Origin of the sequence: Rathayibacter sp. Leaf185 (genome assembly GCF_001423885.1) — a bacterium.
Classification (GTDB): domain Bacteria; phylum Actinomycetota; class Actinomycetes; order Actinomycetales; family Microbacteriaceae; genus Rathayibacter.
On record NZ_LMPP01000002.1, the window covers coordinates 637,012 to 652,792 of the forward strand.

Sequence of the window (15,781 nt, forward strand, 5' to 3'; positions counted from 1 at the left end):
GCCGACTGGGCGCGGGGCCCTGGTCCCCGGATCGCCTCGAGTGGACGTCGAACGGGGTGTACCGGGCATTCACCCACCGGCAGGCGTCTGTTCGCGGCAGAGCCGGTCTGCGAGTGGACGCGCGATGGGCGTCGATACGGCGGCCAGGCTCTGCGCGGGTCCACTCGGGTCATGGGGCGGAAGCCGCACCGGCGGTCACGCGGAGGCCTGCCAGCCGCCCGCGACAAGGGCCCGGCGGACACGGTCCGCGCAGGCGACCGGGTCGCCGTCGAACGAGGTGCCGGCGATCCTCACCGGCGTCCACCCGGCCGCGACCAGCCGCTCGTAGCGGAGGAGGTCGCGATCCCACTGCGCACGGTCCGTGCGGTGGTGGTCGCCCTCGTACTCGACGGCGACCTTCCACCGTGGGTAGAGGAGGTCGATGCGCCCGATCAGTCCGGCCGCGTCGACGACCTCGACGTTCAGCTCCGGTGCCGGGAGGCTGGCCGACAGGAGGACGAGACGCAGGAGGGTCTCTCGACGCGACTCCGCACCCTCGCGGACGAGGGCGAGTGCCTGCCGAGCCACGCGGGCGCCACGCCCGTCGTGGGCGCCGACCCGACTCCGCAGCTCGCGCAGCGGTACCCACGGGCGCGGATCCTCCGCTCGAGAACGGACCGGCGCGAGCACGAGGGCATCGCCGACTGCGACGAGATCCTCCAGCGAGAGGACGGAGGCGAGCTGCACGAACACGCTCGCCCCGTCGGCGAGGAGGAGACCGCCCCGCCGGACGCCGCGCAACTCCGGATCGGCGATCGAGTGACCGGCGACACCCCGGCCTCGCGGGGCGTGCGCAGGAGGCCTCACTGCGACGTGGAGCGACTCGTCCGGACGCCCTGCAGGCAGATCGAGCGGCCAGAGTCTCGCGGCCGTGACTCCGCAGAACAGCGAGCGCTGCATGACGGTCGCGTACGCGCGGGCGCGCTGCTCCACGGTCACCGCCTGGCCTCTCGGTACACGTACGCCTCGGAAGGGAGCTTCCAGGTCGCTCGCGCGAAGCCGCTCGGTGCTGACGCCCGCTGCTGTCGCCTCCGCCACCGAGAACGCCCGCCCCGTGAGTGCAGAAGGGAGAGGTGCGGGCCGGGGCATCGCGCCAGCCTGCCCGATCGGCCCTCGTTCCCGTTCCGGTTCTCCACAGGCGTCACGCGAGGCGGCGCGATGTGGGCTCTGGGTCGTGCGCGGACCCCGACCCGCGACCATTCATCGCACTGCTCGCGGCGACCGCCGAGGCGGGCGGGCCGCTGCACGCCCTGGCACACTGGGGCGCATGAGCAGTGCAGCCCTCCGCATCGTCATCGCCCCCGACTCGTTCAAGGGGTCGGCGACCGCCGTCGAGGTGGCGGAGGCGCTCGCCGCCGGCTGGCGCGAGGTGAGGCCCGGCGACGAGCTCGTGCTCGCGCCGATGGCCGACGGCGGCGAGGGCACGGTCGACGCGTTCGAGGTCGCTGTCCCGGAGGCGCGACGCCGCACGATCACGGTCACCGGCCCCGACGACCGTCCGGTCGAGACCGCGTGGCTGCTGCTGCCCGACGGCACCGCGGTGATCGAGCTCGCCTCGGCCAGCGGGATCACGCTGCTCGACCCGCTCCGACCGCTCACCGCCCACACCCGCGGCTTCGGGCGCGCGATCGCGGCGGCCCTCGACGCCGGCGCGCGCTCCCTCCTGCTCGCCATCGGCGGCAGCTCGTCGACCGACGGCGGCGTCGGCGCCCTGCGCGAGCTCGGCGCCCGCTTCGTCACCGTCGCGGGGCACGACCTCGGCGACGGAGGCGGCGCGCTGCACGAGCTCGCGGCGGTCGACCTCCACGCGCTCCGGCCCGTGCCGAGCGGCGGCGCGCGCATCCTGAGCGACGTCACGAACCCGCTGCTCGGCGACTCCGGAGCCGCGCACGTCTTCGGCCCGCAGAAGGGCGCGAGCCTCGACGACGTGCTGCGGCTCGATGACGGGCTGCGCCACCTGGCCGCCCACCTCGACGCCGACCCGGAGGAGGCGGGCACGGGCGCCGCGGGCGGGACCGGCTTCGGGCTCCTCGCGTGGGGCGCACGGCTCGCCCCCGGCTCGGCGGCCGTCGGAGAGGCGCTCGGGCTCCCGGCGCTGGTCCGCGGCGCCGATGTGGTGATCACGGGCGAGGGGCGCTTCGATGCGCAGTCGATGGCGGGCAAGGTGCCCTCCTACCTGCTCGGACTCGCTGAGGCGGCCGGCGCGCGGGCGCTGCTCGTCGCCGGCGCGATCCAGGCGCCGACGACCGCGTTCGCCGGGGCGGTGTCGCTGACGGAGGCGGCCGGTTCCGCCGCCGCGGCCATCGCCGACCCGCTGCCTCACCTGCGCGCCGCCGCGCGCGAGCTGGCTCGCCGCAGCTGAGCCTCGTCGCAGCTGAGCCTCGCCGCAGCTGAGCGGAGGCGGCTCCCGCGCCCGCCCGGTGTCGGTGGTCGGGCGTAGCGTCGGAGCATGGCCCGGAGCGAGCGTCGACCGCTAGATGTAGTGGTCGGTGCGCCCTCGGAGCCCGGCATGTCGGGCATGCCGACACGCCGGTCGACGTTGTACCCAGGGAACCCGTTTCGTCTGTCCACAGCGGTGGATAACTCCCTTCGAACCGCGAGAATCCGCGGGTCGCGCGCCGCCGCCCTGTGGATGAACGGGCGGGGAACGGTGGATAACTACACGAATGTAACTACTAGCCCTAGTGTGCTCCCGCCAGGCGCCCCCCTATATGTAGTATTGCTGAGCAGGTCGGGGCGCACCCCCGCCGGCACCCGATGCCTCCCACGATCCACTCCCCACGACCGCCTCCCGCCCGCCCGGCCCTCCGGTGCCGAGCAGGCGAGCGGCCCCGGGACACCTCCTCCGGAAAGGACGACCCCATGGCTGTGACGGTCTACACCAAGCCCTCCTGCGTGCAGTGCACCGCGACGTACCGCGCTCTCGACAACAAGGGCATCGACTACGAGGTGTTCGACCTCTCCGTCGACGAGAAGGCGCTCGAGGCCGTCAAGGCGCTGGGCTACCTGCAGGCCCCCGTCGTGATCACCGACGACGACCACTGGAGCGGCTTCCGCCCCGACAAGATCGCGACGCTCGGAGCCTGATCGCTCCGCCGCCCGCGCCTCTCATCGGTGCGGGCGCCATGCTCCGTCGGTCCGGGTGGGCAGGTTCTGCCCCGGGCCGGCGGAGGATCCGAGTCGCAAGGCTGAAGGATCCGAACCGACCGTCACGACGCCGAGCAGGCACCCGGGGGAGGAGCGCGACGTGAGTGCACTCGTCTACTTCTCGAGCAGCTCGGGCAACACGCACCGCTTCATCGAGAAGCTGGGGCGCCCTGCGCAGCGGATCCCGCTGCACTCGCACCGCGACGGAGCCAAGGCCGAGACGCTCCGCGTCGAGGAGCCCTACGTGCTCGTGCTCCCGACCTACGGCGGCGGCATCGACGGGGGAGCGGTCCCCAAGCAGGTCATCCGCTTCCTGAACGAACCGCGCAACCGCTCCCTGCTCCGCGGCGTCATCGGCGCCGGCAACACGAACTTCGGCGAGGCCTACTGCCTCGCCGGCGACATCATCGCGCGCAAGTGCACGGTGCCGCACCTCTACCGCTTCGAAGTATTCGGAACCCCTGACGACGTCCGCGCCGTCGACGAAGGATTGGACACGTTTTGGACGCAGCAGTGATCGACGCCCCCCGCGACGCCGCACAGATGGACTACCACTCGCTCAACGCGATGCTGAACCTCTACGGCCCGAGCGGAGAGATCCAGTTCGACAAGGACCGCGAGGCGGCTCGCGAGTACTTCCTGCAGCACGTCAACCAGAACACGGTGTTCTTCCACACGCTCAAGGAGCGCCTCGACTACCTGGTCGAGAAGGAGTACTACGAGCAGGCCGTGCTCGACCAGTACTCGTTCGACTTCATCCAGGAGCTCAACGACCTGGCCTACTCGAAGAAGTTCCGTTTCGCGACCTTCCTCGGCGCCTTCAAGTACTACACCTCGTACACGCTGAAGACGTTCGACGGGAAGCGCTACCTCGAGCGCTTCGAGGACCGCGTCGTGATGACCGCCCTCGGCCTCGCCCAGGGCGACGAGAAGCTCGCGATCGCCCTCGTCGAGGAGATCGTGGCCGGCCGCTTCCAGCCCGCCACCCCGACCTTCCTCAACACCGGCAAGGCCCAGCGCGGCGAGCTCGTCTCGTGCTTCCTCCTGCGCATCGAGGACAACATGGAGTCGATCGCCCGCGGCATCAACTCCGCCCTCCAGCTGTCCAAGCGCGGCGGCGGAGTCGCCCTCTCGCTCTCGAACATCCGCGAGGCCGGCGCCCCGATCAAGCAGATCGAGAACCAGTCCTCGGGCATCATCCCCGTGATGAAGCTCCTCGAGGACAGCTTCAGCTACGCGAACCAGCTCGGCGCGCGCCAGGGCGCCGGAGCGGTGTACCTCTCGGCGCACCACCCCGACATCCTGCGCTTCCTCGACACCAAGCGCGAGAACGCCGACGAGAAGATCCGCATCAAGACGCTCTCCCTCGGAGTCGTCGTGCCCGACATCACGTTCGAGCTCGCGAAGAACAACGAGGACATGTACCTCTTCTCCCCGTACGACGTCGAGCGCGTCTACGGCGTGCCCTTCGGCGACGTATCGATCTCGGACAAGTACCGCGAGATGGTCGACGACCCGCGCATCAAGAAGACCAAGATCTCGGCGCGCGAGTTCTTCCAGACCATCGCCGAGATCCAGTTCGAGTCGGGCTACCCCTACATCGTGTTCGAGGACACGGTGAACAAGGCGAACCCGATCAAGGGCCGCATCAACATGTCGAACCTCTGCTCCGAGATCCTCCAGGTCAACACCCCCACGACCTACAACGAGGACCTGTCCTACGCCACCATCGGCAAGGACATCTCGTGCAACCTCGGCTCGCTCAACATCGCGCTGACGATGGACTCGCCCGACTTCGGCCGCACCATCGAGACCGCTATCCGCGGCCTCACCTCGGTGTCCGACCAGTCGCACATCACCTCGGTGCGCTCGATCGAGGACGGCAACGACAAGTCGCACGCCATCGGCCTCGGCCAGATGAACCTGCACGGCTACCTCGCCCGCGAGCGGATCCACTACGGATCCGAGGAGGGCATCGACTTCACGAACATCTACTTCTACTCGGTCGTCTTCCACGCCCTGCGCGCCTCCAACCGGATCTCGATCGAGCGCGGCACCACCTTCGAGGGCTTCGCCGATTCGAAGTACGCCTCGGGCGAGTTCTTCGACACCTACACCGAGAAGGAGTGGGCACCCTCGACCGAGCGCGTCGCCCGCCTCTTCGCCGAGGCCGGCATCGCCGTCCCCACGCAGGACGACTGGCGCGCGCTCAAGGCGTCGGTCATGGAGCACGGCATCTACAACCAGAACCTGCAGGCCGTCCCGCCGACCGGCTCGATCTCGTACATCAACAACTCGACGTCCTCGATCCACCCGATCGCGTCGAAGATCGAGATCCGCAAGGAGGGCAAGCTCGGCCGCGTCTACTACCCGGCGCCGTTCATGACGAACGACAACCTGGAGTACTACCAGGACGCGTACGAGATCGGCTACGAGAAGATCATCGACACCTACGCCGCGGCGACGCAGCACGTCGACCAGGGACTCTCGCTCACGCTGTTCTTCAAGGACACCGCGACCACCCGCGACATCAACCGCGCGCAGATCTACGCCTGGCGCAAGGGCATCAAGACGATCTACTACATCCGTCTCCGCCAGCTCGCGCTGGAGGGCACGGAGGTCGACGGCTGCGTCAGCTGCATGCTGTAGCGTCCACAGCCCACCCGACTCGCACCCCTCATTGCACGAAGAAGAGATCATGACTCCCCCTGAGAAGCTCAAGCTGGTCAGCCACGTCAACGCCATCAACTGGAACAAGATCCAGGACGACAAGGACGTGGAGGTCTGGAACCGCCTCACGAGCAACTTCTGGCTGCCCGAGAAGGTGCCGCTGTCCAACGACATCCAGTCGTGGAACACGCTCACCCACGACGAGCAGCAGCTCACGATGCGCGTGTTCACGGGCCTGACCCTGCTCGACACCATCCAGGGCACGGTCGGCGCGGTCTCGCTGATCCCCGATGCGCTCACGCCGCACGAGGAGGCCGTCTACACGAACATCGCGTTCATGGAGTCGGTGCACGCGAAGTCGTACTCGTCCGTGTTCTCGACGCTCTCGAACACGCAGGACATCGACGAGGCGTTCCGCTGGTCGGTCGAGAACCCGAACCTGCAGAAGAAGGCGTCCATCGTCATGGACTACTACCGAGGCGACGACCCGCTGAAGCGGAAGGTCGCCTCGACGCTGCTCGAGTCGTTCCTCTTCTACTCGGGCTTCTACCTGCCGATGTACTGGTCCTCGCGCGCCAAGCTCACCAACACGGCCGACCTCGTGCGCCTGATCATCCGCGACGAGGCCGTGCACGGCTACTACATCGGCTACAAGTTCCAGAAGGGACTCGAGCTGGTCGACCAGGCCAAGCGCGACGAGATCAAGGACTACACGTTCTCGCTGCTCTACGAGCTCTACGACAACGAGGCGCAGTACACGCAGGACCTCTACGACCAGCTCGGCCTGACCGAGGACGTCAAGAAGTTCCTGCACTACAACGCCAACAAGGCGCTGATGAACCTCGGCTACGAGCCCATGTTCCCCAAGCAGGTCACCGACGTGAACCCCGCGATCCTGTCGGCCCTCTCGCCCAACGCCGACGAGAACCACGACTTCTTCTCGGGCTCCGGCTCCTCCTACGTGATCGGCAAGGCCGTGAACACCGAGGACGAGGACTGGGACTTCTAGAGTCCCGCTCACCGCGAAAGGCCCCTCGACCCGTATGGGCGAGGGGCCTTTCGCGTACGCGAGAGCGGATCAGACGCGGGTGAAGGCCGAGCGGATCGTCGCCAGCAGTGTCGGCGCGTGCGCGGTGACCGTCGTCCAGAGTCGGTCGCTGTCGAGCGCGCCGTAGTTGCGCGCGGCGATGTTCCTGGTCGCGCGCAGGCCCGTCACGTCGAGGGCGGGCAGCGTCGACACGATCTCGTCGGGCAGATTGCGATGCACGAGGTCCGCAAGGTTGATCAGGGCGAGCGCGGCGACGTCGCGGCTGTCGGACTCCGCAGCGAGGAACGCCTCCCGGCCGTCGCGGGCGGACCTTGCCAGGCGGGACGAGAGGTGATCGACCTCGGCGATGAGGCGACGCGTCTTCTCGACATCGTCCCCGCTGCGTCTCGGGCGGGCGGAGAAACCGCTCACAGCGGCACCGCCTCTCGCCGGATGGCGCGGACGATGTCGTCGTCGGAGTCGTCGATGACGACGTCCACCGGGAAGCCGAGCAGTTCCTCCGCCTGTCCGCGAAAGGCCGCCAGCCCCAGATAGTCGACCGCGACGTCGGCTCTGACGAGCAGATCGACGTCGCTCCGCTCGTGATCGGTGCCCCTGACCGTCGAACCGAACACCCGCACGTCGGAGAGCCCGTGTTCGCCGGCCACTTCTCGCACCTGGTCGGCGAGGAGCTCGAGAGCCACCGAGGGCCGCAGTCGCGCCGCCCGCAGGATCCGCTCGAGCAGCTCGGGGCCGCTCGTCGTGCGCCGGTCTCGATCGCGGCGAGGTCGGACTGCTGCAGACCTGCGGCCCGGGCGAGGGCCACCTGCGACAGTCCGATGTCCGCTCGGGCGCGACGGACCACCGCGGCGGGGTCGAGCGAGTCTGTCTGCATAGGTCGACGAGATCAAGGTGATATCGCGGGCGTCAGTCGAGCGGCAGGCGCATCACGATGCGGGGAAAGCCGGCCAGCACCGACGTGGTGTCGGCCGCGTACGTGAAGCCCGCGCGCTCGAAGAGGGCGCGCGTGCCGACGTAGGCCATCGTCTGCTCGACCTTCGCGCCTCCGTTGTCGACCGGGTAGCCCTCGATCGCCGGGGCGTCGTGGGCGCGAGCGAAGTCGACGGCGCCGGCGAGCAGCGCGTGCGAGATTCCGCGCTTGCGGAATCCGGGGCGGACGCGGATGCACCAGACGCTCCAGACGTCGAGGTCGTCGACGTGCGGGATCCTGCGGTTCTTCGCGTAGCTCGTGTCGGCGCGTGGATGCACGGCGGCCCAGCCGGCCACCTCGTCGCCGTCGTACGCGAGGACGCCGGGCGGCGGATCCAGGGCGACGAGCTCACGCATCCGCTCTCCGCGGGCCGGCCCCCGGAGCGCACTGTTCTCGGTGGAGGAGAGCAGGCGGTAGCTGAGGCACCAGCACGAGTTGGCGTCGGGGCGCTTCGGGCCGTTCATCATCGCGAGATCGTCGAAGTCGGTGGCGGGTCGCACCTCGATCGTCATGGCGGCAGCCTCCCACCGTCCGGCCCGCCCGACAAGGCGTTCACAACGTAGGAAGGAATTCGGAGGTCCCGCACCCCTCCCCGGAACACGCGTCGGCCGACCGCATCCTTCCTACGTTGTGAACGTCCCGACCCGATTGACCACTCCCGCGCATGAATCGCACCCGCACCCGCTGTTGGACGTCACCCAGGCGGCACGCCTACCGTGGACGAGGTATCCAACGAAGGAGCACTCCCTTGAAGCACGTCCCCCTCGGCGCCTCCGGCCTCGACTCCCCGAACGTCGTCCTCGGCGTCATGCGCATCCCCGACATGACCGACGACGCCATCCGCGACCTCGTCCGCTCCGCCCGCGACTCCGGCATCGACTTCTTCGATCACGCCGACGTCTACGGCAACTCGGTGCACCAGTGCGAGGAGCGCTTCGCCGAGGCGCTCGCACTCACGCCGAGCGAGCGCAGCGAGATGGTGTTGCAGACCAAGGCCGGCATCGTCGGCGACGGCCCCTACTTCGACTTCTCGTACGAGCACCTGATCGAGTCGGTCGAGGGCTCGCTGAAGGCGCTGCGCACCGATTACATCGACGTGCTCCTCCTGCACCGGCCCGACGCCCTCGTCGAACCCGACGAGGTGGCGCGGGCCTTCGACGAGCTGCACGCGGCCGGCAAGGTCAAGCACTTCGGAGTCTCGAACCAGACGCCGCTGCAGATCGAACTGCTGAAGAAGTCGCTGAACCAGCCGATCGTGGCCAACCAGCTGCAGCTGTCGATCACGCACTCGCCGATGATCGCGCAGGGTGTCGCCTCGAACATGGTCGCCGAGGACCAGTCGACCATGCGCGACGCGGGAATCCTCGACTACTGCCGCCTGAACGACATCACCGTGCAGGCCTGGTCTCCGTTCCAGAGCGGGTTCTTCAGCGGTGTCTTCCTCGACAACCCCGAGTACGCCGACCTCAACGCGGTGATCGACCGCCTGGCGAAGCAGTACGACGTGCCCGCGATCGCGATCGCGACGGCGTGGATCACCCGCCACCCGGCGAAGATGCAGGTCGTGCTCGGCACGACGAACGCGCAGCGCGTGAGCGATGCGGCCCTCGGCTCCGACATCCCGCTGACGCGGCCGGAGTGGTACGAGCTGTTCCGCGCGGCAGGACACATCGTCCCCTAGAGCTCCCACCCCGGAGAAGAAGCGCGTCGGCGCACAGGGAGGCACGGATCCGCGAGGGTCCGTGCCTCCTTCTCATGTCGCGAGGACGAGCCGCAGCCCCACCACGGAGTCGACGTCGACGTCCTCCGCGCGGCGCACCGAGGTCTTGATCGGCACGAGGAAGCTCCCGTCCTTCGGCCAGAGCGACGTCGTCCAGGTGCTCCCGCCGAGTGTCACCGTCGCTGGGATCATGCCCCAGCCGTAGGTGACATGCGCGGCGACGGAGGCGATCGCCTCCGCCTGCTCGACCGGCACGCTGACGAAGTGCCACGGCGCCGGCCCCCGCCAGAACACGACGACGCCCTCGAACTCGAGCTCCACGACCTCAGCGTAGGACCCCTGACGAGTGCCGCGAGATGCCACTTCAGTACGCGGCACGCCGGAGAAGCCGTACTGAAGTGGCATCTCGCGGAGCCCGCAGGCAGGCGTCAGCGGATACGGGGAATAGGACGAGCCCCCCTGCGTTGAACTTGAGCGTAACCGACTCAACTCTTCCAGGAGGACTGGTGCCCGACAACTTCAATGAGGCCGGAGCGAGCTCGTTCGACGACTTCCTCGCCCGCTACCTCGACGGCGAGCGTGCTCGCGCGGCTCGGTCGATCGACCTCAGCCGCTTCCTCACCGCTCGCACTCAGAGCATCCTGCAGGCCGCAGGACGCTTCGCCCTCGAGCGCGGCCAGACCGAGCTCGACGCCCTGCACGTGCTGCGGGTCCTCGTCGACGACGAGGCCGTCGCTCAGGCCGTCCAGCGCATCGGGGTCGACCCGGGCGCCATCGCGACGGCCACGGAGGCGCGCCTCCCGCAGGCGACCGAGGCGGGAGCCTCGCAGAACGCCGCGACCATCACGAACAGCGCCCAGCGCGCCCTCTTCCACGCCTACCAGGTGGCCCGCTCGAGCGGCTCGACCTACATCGATCCCGAGCACGTCTTCTTCGCGCTCGTCCTCGGACAGGACGCGCCCGCCGGCCAGGTGCTCGCCCGCGCCGGCGTGACCGCCGAGGCCCTCACCCAGGGCATGCGCGAGACGGTGTCGGCGGGTGTCTCCCAGGAGGAGCCGACCGGCACCGCCTCCGAGACCCCGATGCTCGACAAGTTCGGCACCGACCTCACCCAGCTCGCCCGCGACGGCAAGCTCGACCCCGTGATCGGCCGCGCCGACGAGATCGAGCAGACCGTCGAGATCCTCAGTCGCCGCACCAAGAACAACCCGGTGCTGGTCGGCGAGGCCGGTGTCGGCAAGACCGCGATCGTCGAGGGGCTGGCGCGCGCGATCGTCGCGGGAGAGGTCCCGGAGCAGCTGCGCGACAAGCGCGTCGTCTCACTCGACCTGCCGGCGATGCTCGCGGGCACCCGGTACCGCGGCGACTTCGAGGAGCGCCTCACCACGACGATGGACGAGATCGCCGCCCACGCGGGCGAGCTCATCGTCTTCGTCGACGAGATCCACACCGTCGTCGGCGCCGGCGGCGCGGGCGAGGGCGGCATGGACGCGGGGAACATCCTCAAGCCCCGTCTCGCCCGCGGCGAGCTGCACCTCGTCGGTGCGACCACGCTCAAGGAGTACCGGACGATCGAGAAGGACCCGGCGCTCGAGCGGCGCTTCCAGCCGGTGCGCGTCGGCGAGCCCGGAATCGAAGACTCCGTCGCGATCCTGCACGGCCTCCGCCCCGCTTACGAGGAGCACCACCGCGTCACGTTCACCGATGAGGCCCTGCGCGCCTCCGTCGAGCTCTCGGCCCGCTACCTGACCGATCGAGTGCTGCCGGACAAGGCGATCGACCTGATCGACCAGGCCGGTGCGCGCCTCCGCCTGACGCTCGGCACGGGAGTGGACACCGCTGCGCTGCTCACCGAGCTGGCCACGCTCGAGGCCGACAAGAACGCCGCCGTCTCCGGCGAGCACTACGAGGAGGCGTCGCGCCTGCGCGATGAGATCACCGGGGTGCAGTCCGAGCTCGACGCGGCGACGGGCCACGTCGCTCCGGAGGCGATCGTCGGCGAGACCGAGATCGCCGCGGTCGTCGCCCGCGCCACCGGCATCCCGGTGTCGCGGCTGACGGAGGGGGAGCGCGACCGCCTCGCGCACCTCGAGACCGAGCTGCACCAGCGCGTCATCGGCCAGGACGACGCGGTCGCCGCGGTCGCCCGCGCCGTGCGCCGCAGCCGCACCGGGCTGGGCGACGCGACGCGTCCGGTCGGGTCGTTCCTCTTCCTCGGTCCGACCGGAGTGGGCAAGACCGAGCTCGCGCGGACGCTGGCGGGCTCGCTCTTCGCCGACGAGCAGTCGGTGATCCGCTTCGACATGAGCGAGTTCGGCGAGCGTCACACGGTCTCGCGTCTGGTCGGTGCCCCTCCCGGGTACGTCGGCTACGACGAGGCCGGCCAGCTGACCGAGCGCGTCCGCCGGAACCCGTACTCCGTGATCCTGTTCGACGAGATCGAGAAGGCGCACTCCGACGTCTTCAACCTGCTGCTGCAGGTGCTCGACGACGGACGCCTGACCGACGGCCAGGGCCGCACGGTCGACTTCCGCAACACCGTGATCATCATGACCTCGAACCTGGGGTCGGAGTTCCTCGCGTCGCGGTCGGGAGCGCTCGGCTTCGTCGCCCACAGCGACGACGCGGCCGAGGGCTTCGCCTCGGAGAAGGACCTGCGCGACCGGGTGATGGGACGCCTCCGCGAGGCCATGCGGCCCGAGTTCCTGAACCGGATCGACGAGATCGTGCTGTTCCGCCGTCTCGGCCGCGAGCAGCTGCGCGAGATCGTGAGCATCGTGCTCGACGCGACCCGGGCCCGCCTCGCCCCCCGCGAGGTGTCGCTCGAGGTCACTGAATCGGCGATCGACTGGCTGGCCGAGCACGGCTACGAGCCGCAGTACGGGGCGCGTCCGCTGCGCCGCCTGGTGCAGCGCTCGGTCGACGACCGCATCGCCGATCTCTTCGTGAGCGGTGACGTGACCGACGGAGGCGCGGTGCGCGTCGACGCGGTCGGCGGCGAGCTGGTGGTCACCTCGGCCGCGCGCCTGCCCCTGGCGGCGTAGCGCACGAGAAGCCCCGGCCTGCTCTCTGGAGTGGGTCGGGGCTTCTGCCTGCCCCTCAGCTCGCCCGAGCGCAATGCGTTGCGGGGGAGGCCGCGGCCGGATAGACACGGAGGGCACGAGAACCGGAGGCCCGATGTCGAATCCGCGCTACTACGATCCCGTGGGTCGAGCCATCCGTGCGCTGCTCTGGCTGAGCCTGGTCTGCTTCGGGCTCGCGATCGGCTTCTTCGCGCTCGATGTCGTGACTCCCGGATCGATGACCGACGCGCAGCGCCCCTACGCCGACGCGAGCGGGGCGCTGGCGTGCTTCGGCCTGTTCGGCCTCTTCGTGCACTACGCGACGGTCGCGATCGTCGGCGCCATCCGCGGCCGCGGGCAGTAGGTCTCGGCTCGCAGAAACGCGTTCGGCTCGCAGGAATCCGAGGATCCTGCGAGCCGAACGCTGTTTCACGAGCCGGAGGTGCTCAGCAGCCGGAGGCGCTGCCTACGGGCACTTCTTGGCCGAGACGGCGACCTTCAGGGCCGCATCCGGGGCCACGGAGGAGCCGCCCGCCGGATCCTGGCCTGTCACCTGGCCGGTGTCGGGTGCCTTCGGATCCTCGGTGCACGACAGCGTGATGCTCGCGAAGCCGGCCGCGCCGAACGCGGCCTTCGCCGCCTCCAGCTCCTGGCCAACCACGTCGGGCACCGTCTTCTGGTTGCCGTTGCTGGTCCACACGGTGATCCCGGTGCCCGCCTGAGCGGAGCCGGAGGGATCCTGCCGGGTGACGGTGCCGATCGCGGCGTCGCTCGCCTCCGCACCGCCGTCGACCACGCGGAAGCCGGCGGCCTCGAGCTTGGCCTTCGCGTCGGCGAGGGCGAGGCCTGTCACATCCGGGATCCCGATCTTGGGAACCACCTGGAGTGATCCGTCGGCCTCAGGGAAGGCGGTCCCGCCGTACTTCGCGTTGGCCGCCGCCATCACGACGGGCCAGATGCGGTGGCGGGCCGTGGCCGCGGATCCGGAGTCGAAGGCGTACCTCGAGGAGCGCAGGCTCGCGTCGCCCTTCACGTTGAACACGCCGACAGCGGTCGCGACCTTCGTGCTGGCGCCGGTCATCCACGTGGCGACCGCGTCGTCGGTGGTGCCGGTCTTGCCGATGAGAGGGATCCGGTCGGGTGTGCGGGAGGCGACAGCGGTTCCGCCCGACGTGAACGTCGACTGCAGCGCGACCGCGGCGGTCGCGGCGACGTTCCGGTCGATCGACTGTCGGCAGTTCGCCGGCGGCACGGGCTGATCGGCTCCGGTCGCGTCGGTGATGCGATCGATGGCGATCGGGTCGCAGGTCGTCCCACCGGAGGCGATGGTCGCGTAGGCGCCGGCCATCGAGAGGGGAGAGACGTAGTTGGTGCCCAGGATGGTCGCGGGGTAGCGCTCGAGCTCGCCGTCGCTGCCCTGGACGACGCCCATCGCGGCGGCCGTGTCGCGGATCCCGCAGAGGTCGAGCTCGCGGGCCATGCCGACGAAGCCGGTGTTGAGCGACGTCTTGGTGAAGGTCACCGGCGTGCCGACCTGGCCACCGCCGCCCTCGTCGTTGCGCGCGCTGGTGTCGGAGCTGGTCGTCGTGCCGCCCGCCTCGCAGGAGTCGGTGAACGTGCCCCACGTCGCCTTCCGTGTGCCGTCGACGGACTCGTTGATGCTGTGCCCCTCCTTCAGCCACTCGACGAGCGTGAACAGCTTGTAGGTCGAGCCGGGCTGGATGCCGGACGAGCCTCCATAGGCCTTGTCGGTGCTGAAGTTGATGGCGCTGTAGGACGCGTCGGTCGTCAGGACGTCCGGGTCCTGCGAGTAGTTCTTGTTCTGCGTCATCGCGAGGACGCGTCCCGTCCCGACCTCGACGCTGACCGAGACGGCCCCGACGTCGAAGTTCCAGGTCTGCGGGACCTGGGCGTTGACGGCGTCGACCGCGGCGTTCTGCAGGTCGACGTCGAGCGTCGTGTACACGTCCTGTCCGCCGCGGCGGAAGTTCGTCCAGCGGGTGTCCTCGTCGGCGCCGAAGATCTCGTTGTTCTTGAGGACGTTCGTGACGTAGTCGCAGAAGTAGCCCGCGTTGCCCGCGGTGGAGCAGCCGGTGCTGGGCTCGGTGATCTGCGGCTCGACCGGCGTCGCGATCGCGGCGTCGTGGTCCTCCTGCGAGATCTTCCCCTCCTCCAGCATCTTGTCGATGATGTAGTCGCGGCGGTCCTTGTTGCGCAGGTAGCCGTTCGCGACACCGTTGTCGGCGTCGTCCGGCTGGTCGATGCGCAGCGCCGCCGGGTTGTTGACGATCGCGATCAGGCTCGCGGCCTGAGCGACCGTGAGGTTCGCGGCGGTGGTGTTGTAGTAGTAGTTCGCGGCGGTCTCGAGGCCGTAGGTGGTGCCTCCGAAGAACGCGATGTTGAGGTAGCCCTGAAGGATCTGGTCCTTCGTGTACTCCTTCTCGAGGCCGATGGCGAGCTTCATCTCGCGCAGCTTGCGCTCGGGGGAGGTGCGGGTGGCGTTGTCGATGGCAGCGGCGCGCTCGGCCTCGTCGGTGATGTTGCGCACTGCCTTCTCGACGAGCACGTTCTTGACGTACTGCTGCGTGATCGAGGATCCGCCCTGGACGTCGTTGCCGAGCACGTAGGTCTGCGCGACGGCGCGGAGGGTGCCGGGGAGGTCGACTCCGCCGTGCTCGTAGAAGCGCGGGTCCTCACCCGAGACGGCGGCGTCCTTGGCGAACTGCGAGATCTGGTCGAGGGGCACCTCGATGCGGTTCTCGACGTAGAAGGAGGCGAGCAGCTGCGTCGATCCGTCGGAGCGGGTCGCGAAGATGTTGCTCTTCTCGGAGAGCTTGTCGACCTCGAGGTACTCGGGGAGGCCGTCGAAGATGCCGATCGACTGGTTGGCGGCGACCCCTGCGATCGCCACGGCGGGTGTCACGGTGGCGGTGACCAGCACTCCGGCCACGACGCTCATGGCCAGGAAGCCGACGGTCGCCTTGATGACACCGCCCACGGACCTACTGTCGGACGCCAAACCTTCTCCTTCGGATACCCCCTGTTTCGCGCCGTCAAGACCGACGCCCTAGCACGTTCCGCGCCAGGTCAACCTCGACAGACTAACCCGAGACCTCCGGAAGGCG

General features: G+C 69.3%; 14 protein-coding genes. 8 read left to right on the plus strand and 6 right to left on the minus strand.

Annotated elements, in window-relative coordinates; all coding sequences use genetic code 11:
- Positions 1 to 195 precede the first annotated feature (195 nt).
- Entirely contained in the window at positions 196 to 978 is a 783-nt protein-coding gene (locus tag ASG06_RS10355; RefSeq protein WP_056041717.1) for a hypothetical protein, read from the minus strand.
- A 328-nt stretch (positions 979 to 1,306) separates the two neighbouring features.
- Here ASG06_RS10355 and ASG06_RS10360 point away from each other — a divergent pair, with 328 nt between their 5' ends.
- From ASG06_RS10360 to nrdF, 5 genes are all read left to right on the plus strand, one after another.
- Positions 1,307 to 2,401, plus strand: coding sequence for a glycerate kinase (locus ASG06_RS10360; RefSeq protein ID WP_056041719.1), 1,095 nt, complete (start codon positions 1,307 to 1,309; stop codon positions 2,399 to 2,401).
- Between the two features lie 500 nt (positions 2,402 to 2,901).
- The gene (gene nrdH / locus ASG06_RS10365) at positions 2,902 to 3,126 is read left to right on the plus strand and encodes a glutaredoxin-like protein NrdH (protein WP_056041722.1); all 225 of its coding nucleotides are present in this window, start codon (positions 2,902 to 2,904) and stop codon (positions 3,124 to 3,126) included.
- 160 nt (positions 3,127 to 3,286) lie between these two features.
- On the plus strand, positions 3,287 to 3,703 hold the full coding sequence (gene nrdI / locus ASG06_RS10370) for a class Ib ribonucleoside-diphosphate reductase assembly flavoprotein NrdI (RefSeq protein ID WP_056041724.1): 417 nt from the start codon (positions 3,287 to 3,289) through the stop codon (positions 3,701 to 3,703).
- Between the two features lie 26 nt (positions 3,704 to 3,729).
- On the plus strand, positions 3,730 to 5,835 hold the full coding sequence (gene nrdE, locus ASG06_RS10375; protein ID WP_056042545.1) for a class 1b ribonucleoside-diphosphate reductase subunit alpha: 2,106 nt from the start codon (positions 3,730 to 3,732) through the stop codon (positions 5,833 to 5,835).
- A gap of 49 nt (positions 5,836 to 5,884) precedes the next feature.
- The gene (gene nrdF, locus ASG06_RS10380; RefSeq protein WP_056041725.1) at positions 5,885 to 6,865 is read left to right on the plus strand and encodes a class 1b ribonucleoside-diphosphate reductase subunit beta; all 981 of its coding nucleotides are present in this window, start codon (positions 5,885 to 5,887) and stop codon (positions 6,863 to 6,865) included.
- A gap of 69 nt (positions 6,866 to 6,934) precedes the next feature.
- Here nrdF and ASG06_RS10385 read toward each other — a convergent pair whose 3' ends face one another.
- From ASG06_RS10385 to ASG06_RS10395, 3 genes are all read right to left on the minus strand, one after another.
- Positions 6,935 to 7,315 carry a HepT-like ribonuclease domain-containing protein gene (locus ASG06_RS10385; protein WP_056041727.1) on the minus strand — a complete coding sequence of 127 codons (381 nt, stop codon included), beginning with the start codon at positions 7,313 to 7,315 and terminating at the stop codon, positions 6,935 to 6,937.
- Positions 7,312 to 7,551 (minus strand): nucleotidyltransferase family protein, encoded by a 240-nt coding sequence (locus ASG06_RS19545; protein WP_231727676.1) that lies wholly within the window; start codon positions 7,549 to 7,551, stop codon positions 7,312 to 7,314. Before ASG06_RS19545 ends, ASG06_RS10385 begins: the two co-directional genes overlap by 4 nt.
- Before the next feature lie 259 nt (positions 7,552 to 7,810).
- On the minus strand, positions 7,811 to 8,386 hold the full coding sequence (locus ASG06_RS10395; RefSeq protein WP_056041731.1) for a GNAT family N-acetyltransferase: 576 nt from the start codon (positions 8,384 to 8,386) through the stop codon (positions 7,811 to 7,813).
- A 236-nt stretch (positions 8,387 to 8,622) separates the two neighbouring features.
- Between ASG06_RS10395 and ASG06_RS10400 the strand changes: the two genes are divergently transcribed.
- A complete protein-coding gene (locus ASG06_RS10400) occupies positions 8,623 to 9,555 on the plus strand; it encodes an aldo/keto reductase (protein ID WP_268788321.1) in 933 nt (310 codons plus the stop codon).
- Between the two features lie 72 nt (positions 9,556 to 9,627).
- Here ASG06_RS10400 and ASG06_RS10405 read toward each other — a convergent pair whose 3' ends face one another.
- On the minus strand, positions 9,628 to 9,915 hold the full coding sequence (locus ASG06_RS10405; protein WP_056041733.1) for a DUF1905 domain-containing protein: 288 nt from the start codon (positions 9,913 to 9,915) through the stop codon (positions 9,628 to 9,630).
- A gap of 185 nt (positions 9,916 to 10,100) precedes the next feature.
- On the opposite strand from ASG06_RS10405, the gene ASG06_RS10410 reads away from it, so the two are divergent.
- Together ASG06_RS10410 and ASG06_RS10415 are read left to right on the plus strand one after the other, a co-directional pair.
- Positions 10,101 to 12,638 carry an ATP-dependent Clp protease ATP-binding subunit gene (locus ASG06_RS10410; RefSeq protein WP_056041736.1) on the plus strand — a complete coding sequence of 846 codons (2,538 nt, stop codon included), beginning with the start codon at positions 10,101 to 10,103 and terminating at the stop codon, positions 12,636 to 12,638.
- A 133-nt stretch (positions 12,639 to 12,771) separates the two neighbouring features.
- Entirely contained in the window at positions 12,772 to 13,020 is a 249-nt protein-coding gene (locus ASG06_RS10415) for a hypothetical protein (RefSeq protein WP_056041739.1), read from the plus strand.
- 102 nt (positions 13,021 to 13,122) lie between these two features.
- Here the strand turns inward: ASG06_RS10415 and ASG06_RS10420 are convergent, their stop codons facing one another.
- Entirely contained in the window at positions 13,123 to 15,654 is a 2,532-nt protein-coding gene (locus tag ASG06_RS10420; RefSeq protein ID WP_056041741.1) for a transglycosylase domain-containing protein, read from the minus strand.
- Positions 15,655 to 15,781: the final 127 nt, after the last annotated feature.